This is a genomic window from Vibrio ostreicida, assembly GCF_013074385.2.
In the GTDB taxonomy this organism is placed as follows: Bacteria; Pseudomonadota; Gammaproteobacteria; order Enterobacterales; family Vibrionaceae; genus Vibrio; species Vibrio ostreicida.
Genome location: NZ_JABEYA020000017.1, coordinates 124,722 through 131,940, shown reverse-complemented (window position 1 = coordinate 131,940; position 7,219 = coordinate 124,722). Strand labels below are relative to the sequence as shown.

The window sequence follows — 7,219 nt, the reverse complement described above, 5'->3', positions numbered from 1 at the left end:
AATGGGTTACCAGAATTTCTCTATGACCTTCGTGAACAAAGATAATCGATAGACACGCTCATTTTATTGCAGTCACTGGTGACAGACTAAAGGAAAGAATCAAACCAAAGTGCGTATTATGTACGTTATGTTAAATAAAGTATTATCATTAAAGGGTGTGGCTACCCTTTAATGATTGGTTTAGTCCCTATCATGGATTGATTGAACATAATCGCATTTACCATAAAATACATAATAATCAGTCTGATTAATCGCTGATTAAGCCGACTGATTATTAGTCATTGTTCAGTCATCAATAATTATGGGATGTAAACCCTTGGATTTGTTGAACCCCAAATGGTATAGAGTTCAGGGAAAATCAATTCCGCATGGTCTTCCATTTCGCTGATGTTTATTCGCGTATTCGCTTGCTGTCCAAACAATGTAACTTCCTGACCCGTCAACACCCCCTTAATATCAGTGACATCAACCATGGTTGTGTTCATCGAGGTTTTTCCGACAACCGGTGCTCGTTGGCCATTCACAATAACATCCGCGCGATTGCCCATTTTTCTTGGGTAACCATCGGAATACCCGACCGGAAGATTGGCTAAAATACTGTTTCTTTTGGTGGTAAACGTACTGTCGTATCCTACGGTAGAACCGACTGGTACGTGGTGCAATGATGCAACTCTGGTTTTGAAACTGACGATAGATGGGTATTCGGGGTTCGTTGGTAAATCACCATAGAGCACCCCGCCAGGCCGAACCATATCCAATTGCGCTTCAGGAACATTGAGCGCGGTGTAAGAATTGGAAACGTGAAGCAATATCTGTTCACGCTTCAAGCCTGCATTGTCTATTAGCCAAGCAGAACTGTTATTAAAATCTTTGAGTTTTTCACGTACTTCCTCAGCATCATAGTTGGGAAAATGCGTCATAATACCAACGATGTTAATCCCTGACTGTTGGGCAATATCAAGCGCTTCCTGTTTGCCTTTCTCGGTACTCATATCAATGCCGTTGCGTGACATCCCACCATCGTTAAGCGCAAGATGCACTTTCACCGTGTCGCCAGATTGCAAAGCACTGATTTGTTTTGCCTGTTCGATACTTCCTATTAGTTCCTCAATTTCCATATCAAGGGCCTGTTTAATTTCGTCAATATCGGCCGATCTAACTCTCACTAATTGGCCTGTGAAGCCACTCTCTCGCACTGCTCTTGCTTCACCATTACTGGCAATCGCAATGCAAGGTACGTTAAGCTCCATCACCGTCGGCATTAAGCCTCGAATCCCATTACCATAGGCGTCCGCTTTCATCACCACACACATTTTTGTTCCTTGACTCAAATGGGAACGAAATTGCGCCATATTCTGCTTAAATTGACCTAAGCTAACTTCAAGCCAAGCATTGGATTGCCGAACCTGATTTATCGGCGGTGGCGAATCAGACAAGGTAATTCTTGCCGCTTCAAGTGGACTGCTCGGTAAAAGTGCCGTCGTCACTGCTAGAGAAATAAGCGTTAGTCTAAATATCATAAGTTTACCCTTTGACCCCCTAATATTCTGAGTTAATTCAGTTTAAATTTGCCCATGGATTGACTTAAAGAGCCGGAAAGTCGGCTGAGCTCCTGACAACCACTGGCCGTTTGTGCTGAACCTTCTGACACCGTTTGTGCTGAGAGGTTGATGCTTTCAATGTTCGAACTCAACTCTTCCGCAACGCTGTCTTGTTGATTACACGCACTTGCGATTTGCGTGCCCATATCAGCAATACCTGAGATAAAACTGTTGATGGCGCTCATCAGTTCCTGAGACTGGTTACCCTGTTCAACACACGTATCTATTTGTAGCCTTGAACGTTCCGTTGTTTCTTTTGCTTGTTTCGCTATCGCTTGTAACTTTTCTATGATCGCGGTGATCTCACTGGTTGAGGCCTGTGTTCGCCCCGCCAACGTTCTGACTTCATCGGCGACAACCGCAAAACCGCGCCCCGATTCCCCTGCCCTTGCCGCCTCGATAGCTGCGTTCAAAGCCAGTAAGTTAGTTTGATCAGCAATGTCTCGAATAACGTCAACAATAGAATTGACTTGGTTGGATTGCTGCTCCAACTCGGAGACGTTTTCACCCGCTTCCCCTATGATTTGGGCCACAGACTCTATCGACGCTACCATCGCTTTCGTGTTGCGCGCCCCTTCCTGAACTTTGCCATTGGCTTCGTTGGCCTTTTCTGCCGAGACTTCCGTGGTATGGGCAACATCCGCAACCGAGGATTTCATTTGACTCATCGCCGTCGCTACTTGAGTTACCTGAGATTGTTGATCTTTCATTTCTTTTGCCGAGTGCCGGGAGGTCTGGGTCATGTCTTCAACTGATCGGCCCAATTCTTTCACGACAGAGAAACTTTGATCAATCAGCTCTCTTAGGTTGTCCTGCATGCGGCTGCTTGCATCCGCTAGCTCACCCAGTTCGTCGCGTCCGATCGCCGTTCGATCAAGCGTCTTCGAGAGATCGCCTTTGGCGATCGCATTAGCTTGATTGACCACTATCGTCAATGGCCCACAAATCAAACGGGTTAAGAGCATTGTCATACCAACCATTACAAGTAAAATGAGCCCATTGATGACCATAGATGATCGGTTGAGTCCATTCACAGATGAAAGAATCGCATTTCGGTTGCTTTTCATGGCGTCTTTCAAAATGCGCACTAGCACATTCATATCACTTTCAATACCTTCAAAATCGGACAGCGAGCTCGTCAATATTGGGTAGGCAACCTCCTTATCCATCTTCGCCATCGCGTCATTGAAAGCACTCATACTCACGACATACCCCTGCCAGTTTTTATCGAGACGGGTAAATGTTTGTTGTTCTTCTCCCGGCCAAACGGTTTTTCCGTAGGCATTGAGTGCTTGGCTTATCTCCTGACGGATAGTTTCGTTGCGTGTCAGCGTGCTTTGAACTTTGGATGGATCGCTCATCGCAAAGACAGCGAATTGCGCACGACGCCATAACGACATTTTGTCTCTGATCGCGTCGACTTTATCGACCGCAGGCAGAGTATCATCGGTGTAATTGAGAAGTTCTGCCTTAATGTTGCGAAGTTCACCCAATGTGAGCAAACCAAACCCAATATTCATCACAGCAATGATAGCGAAGGAAAGGGCTATCTTTTTGCCGATCGAAAGATTCTTCACGTACATAACTTGTTCACCTCGTATTAAGAGTGCCAAGTGTCAACCATCTTTCAAGTGGCTGATCATGGCCCGCACTCCTAGGTCAGTCAGAGCAAAGCGACGTAACTTATCGCTAGGAACTAACTGTTTTATTACCCAGTAAAGATAGGCAAAGTTGCAATGAATAGCGAATTTGAACCTTTGGAACAGCGCAATTGTACACTAAAAGAGACCGTGTCACTTTATATAAAATGGAATCAGGAAGACAAATAATCTCTTTATATTCAAAATATTATTGATTATTTTCTGTGTAAACCCGTTCGTTTATTGCACAAGTAATCTGCCACAATTCATAAATTTTAAACTTTAACCATCTCATCAATAAATCTCTCCTACTTTCCTTATAGGTATTCAAACACATATAGAAAAGACTTATGCAAAGACGTACATTCTTAAAAGGGTTAGCGGGCGCGACTCTCGTGCCAAAGGAACTCTTCGCTTCTCCGACATTCACCAACTCAATGTTTCCAGAAACGATAATGAACGCGGATTTCGTTCCCTCTTCTGGAGAGCTTCATTTGCTTTACGGTCAGTTGCCTCATGATATATTCGGGCATGTCTTTTGCGCCGAGGGCATTCCTCTAGAAGAAAACCATCTCAGCCCAAGTGGCCGTGGTGCCATGACTCGTTTTGACTTTTCGTCCGATGGTGTTCGTTTCCAAAGGAAAATGATTGATACACCTTCTGCTCTGATGCAATCCCAGATAGATACTTGGCCTGACCGCTTTAAATTGCTTGGTGGTATGGCCTACTACAGCCCAACGATGGGATTCGTCAATTATTGTAATACCGCCCCAAATTATCTTGGCGATAACCGTTTTGCTTTAAGCTACGAGGGAGGCGTACCCTATGAATTCGACGCGACGACACTGGAACTTGTTACCCCAATAGGCCACTACGATGAGTGGCAGAGTAGTCTCCCACCTTGGATGGATGCCCTGACGCCGGATAAATGGTTGTTTCCTCAGGTACGCACCACTGGTCACCCCTATTTTGACCTTAATTCTGACGAATGTTACACCATCAACTATGGTGGAAACGTCTCGAATACGGGCACCAAAAATGGGTTTATTCGTTTACTAAAATGGGACAAGAAAAGCGCTTTAGAAGGTTGGAACATTATTGGTCGTGATGGCAAACCGGCGTTTATTGCCGCGACAGCTCACTCGCTAGGGGTCACTCGACACCACATACTTGTATTTGAAACCGCCGCTCAAGTAGAACCCTTAAGAATGATCGGTATTCGTTCAGTTTATGCTCAGCAACACCGCACACCAGTATGGATCATCCGTAAAAAGGATTTGGCAGCCAATCGTGACACTGTCACAGCTGATTATTTGGAACTCGACTTCGATACCTCAGACGTAATGTGTAATTACGATGACCATGAGAATGAAATTACGCTGTATGGTCAATACCTTGGGGCAATGGATAAGTCTGAACCTCAATATACTCGTGATCGTCTTCTCTTTGGTGGGCGAGTCAGTGATCGTCTCGCCGGATACCCTGCCGCGCCCGTTGATGTCGGAGGCTTGGTTCGTGCTAGGCTCCAAGTCACCTCCCATTCCGTGCGTGAAATAGTAGGGGATTTTCGATTGATCCGCGATGATCAGCTGTTCTGGGATATGAATGACCCCGCGTATCGAGGGCACTTTCAGTTTCCAGAACAATTTGACCACATTTATTGGGCAGCCGTCGGATACCGCAAAGATCATGTCATCGAGCGTGTTGCCGATGCCTACAGCCAATACCCTAATCGACAATTTACCAATGATTCCCTACCCCAAGAGGATTTGCCTTCAGCATTAATACATATGGATTGTCAACGCATGTCGGTCACCGATGCGTATCAATTTCCTAAAGATTGCGTCATGAGAACCCCACAATTTATGGCAAGCCCAAACAGCTCTGGGCAAGACGATGGCTATTTGTTCACTGCCGTTGTGCGCAAGCACCCGACGCTGTCGTTGGGGAATGGCAAAGAAATTTGGATTTTCGATGCCAAAAACTTAGCGCAAGGGCCACTCGCTATTCTTGGTCATCCACAGCTCAATTTTGCCACGACCAATCATGCACTTTGGGTTCCAAAAATTGGTCCAAGACCAGCAGACGCCTACCGAGCGGACGTTGGGGAGTTTTTCCGCACCCGTTTGCCAAAACATCGACGTGCTGTCAGAGACGTCATTGAACAAATGATCCTCCCCCGTTTTGGCTAAAATCGTCCGGTTTCACCTCAGCGAGACCAAGCAACCCATGGTCACGTTATCATCAACAAGGAAAAGTCAATGAGAATAAAAACTTTGGCGCTTAGCGCTACTTTGATCTCCGCGGCATTGGGAGCGGCCTTTGCTATTCAAACAGCTGAACCAGAACGCGAGCTCTCTAATTATCAGGGAACCCATACTTGTCATCCAGAAGCCATCTATGATCCTCAGTCAATAGAGGATGTACAAATATTGGTCAAAGATGCGCTCGCGCGAGGAAAAAAAGTCATGACAGGCAACCGCAAGTTTGCGAGCCAAATTGACGCCGCCTGCGCGGGTGATGATCAGGTCCAAATCACCTTAAAAAATATGAATAAAATCGTCCATTTTGATGCGAATAATAAACGCATTACGGTTGAGGGGGGCATGCGTTTCAACGACTTAAACGATTTTCTTCGCCAGCAAGGTTATGCCGTCAATATGGTCACTGAGCTCGCTATTTTCACGGTCGGTGGGATGCTCGGCAGTGGCACTCATGGCTCAACGTTAGACAAGCCTAGTAACATGCTTGCTGATTATGTGACTGAATTAAAGGTTGTCGATGGCCAAGGAGACGTTCGAGTACTTACTGGAGAATTGTTAGACGCAGCCAGAGTCAACCTTGGTGTCCTTGGCGTCGTGGTAGAAGCCACAATTAAGATCGAGGATGCATTCAAAGTCAAAGCCGATGTTCAGGGCTATCGTAATGATGATGGTTTAGAAGATCGTATTCTAGAGATTGCCAGAAATAACTATTCCGCTAATATCGCTTGGTTTCCCGGACTTGGCCGATATACCACCACGTTATATAACCCAGTCCCTATAGAAACCTCAGGGGAAGCTTATAATGCTCAGGCCGATGTTTCTGACGCTGAGGAATTCTTTTTCGGGCTTCTCTTTAACGCAGCACACGAATTTCCGGGAACCGGTTTACAATGCCTTGCCGCGGTCGCTCGGTATAATGCAAGAGCAAAATCTTACTTCCGAGATAGCCAAAGTGGCAAAAAAGTCAATAATCCCGTTGGCTATTCTGATCAAATGCAATACTTCAAATGTAAGGATCCCGATAAGTGCATTTGGGATCGTTTACCGATTGCTTTGCAGGAAGTCGCTATCGATATTGAACGCCTGCCAGATTGGATTCGCGACGTTCGTCAAATCGTCGCCAGTCATCCTCGTACCTGTTTCCCTTTAAATGGCATTTATTTCCGTTTCGGTAAGGCTTCTGACAGCTACCTTGGTATGAGCGCTGGACGCGACACCGCCTTTGTCGGGATTGAATACACACTTCGCCAAGAAGGCAAAAAGGAACCCAAGAATTACTTTGTTAACTTGGAAATTGAGCAAATGTCATTGCGTAAGTACGATGCTCGCCCTCACTGGGGAAAAAATTCAGTGGCGATCTTTGAAGACATGCCTGCCCGATTCCCGAAATGGCCAGAGTTTTTGCAAGCCAAAGCAGAACTCGACCCATATGACGTCTTCTCCAATCCTTTCTGGGAACGAGCCACGGGTGATTTACCTCTAGAAAACTTCCTAAAACCTGGATGTAACGTGCGCGGTGAATGTTATTGCCAAACTGATGAGCACTGTCAATCCGGTACTCAATGCCAAGAAGGTCTGTATTTCACGGAAGCAAGGATCTGTCGTTGATCTTTGTCTGGGGCACTTTCATTCGTGCCCCCTTTCTCGCAAAAGCCTCCGGTTATTTCGACGTAAACGATCCCATCATTACTCAAAAAAGGCTTGTATTACCATG

At 45.8% G+C, this 7,219-nt stretch carries 4 protein-coding genes; 2 read left to right on the top strand and 2 right to left on the bottom strand.

Translation table 11 applies throughout. The features are described from left to right. Nucleotides 1-299: 299 nt before the first annotated feature. Together alr and HLM86_RS17165 are read right to left on the bottom strand one after the other, a co-directional pair. Nucleotides 300-1,520: an alanine racemase gene (gene alr / locus HLM86_RS17170; RefSeq protein WP_076587962.1), complete on the bottom strand. Its 1,221-nt coding sequence runs from the start codon at nucleotides 1,518-1,520 to the stop codon at nucleotides 300-302. A gap of 32 nt (nucleotides 1,521-1,552) precedes the next feature. Continuing rightward, nucleotides 1,553-3,184, bottom strand: coding sequence for a methyl-accepting chemotaxis protein (locus tag HLM86_RS17165; RefSeq protein WP_076587960.1), 1,632 nt, complete (start codon nucleotides 3,182-3,184; stop codon nucleotides 1,553-1,555). 407 nt (nucleotides 3,185-3,591) lie between these two features. On the opposite strand from HLM86_RS17165, the gene HLM86_RS17160 reads away from it, so the two are divergent. Next, nucleotides 3,592-5,433 (top strand): carotenoid oxygenase family protein, encoded by a 1,842-nt coding sequence (locus tag HLM86_RS17160; protein WP_076587958.1) that lies wholly within the window; start codon nucleotides 3,592-3,594, stop codon nucleotides 5,431-5,433. A gap of 69 nt (nucleotides 5,434-5,502) precedes the next feature. After that, a complete protein-coding gene (locus HLM86_RS17155) occupies nucleotides 5,503-7,113 on the top strand; it encodes a D-arabinono-1,4-lactone oxidase (RefSeq protein ID WP_076587956.1) in 1,611 nt (536 codons plus the stop codon). Nucleotides 7,114-7,219: the final 106 nt, after the last annotated feature.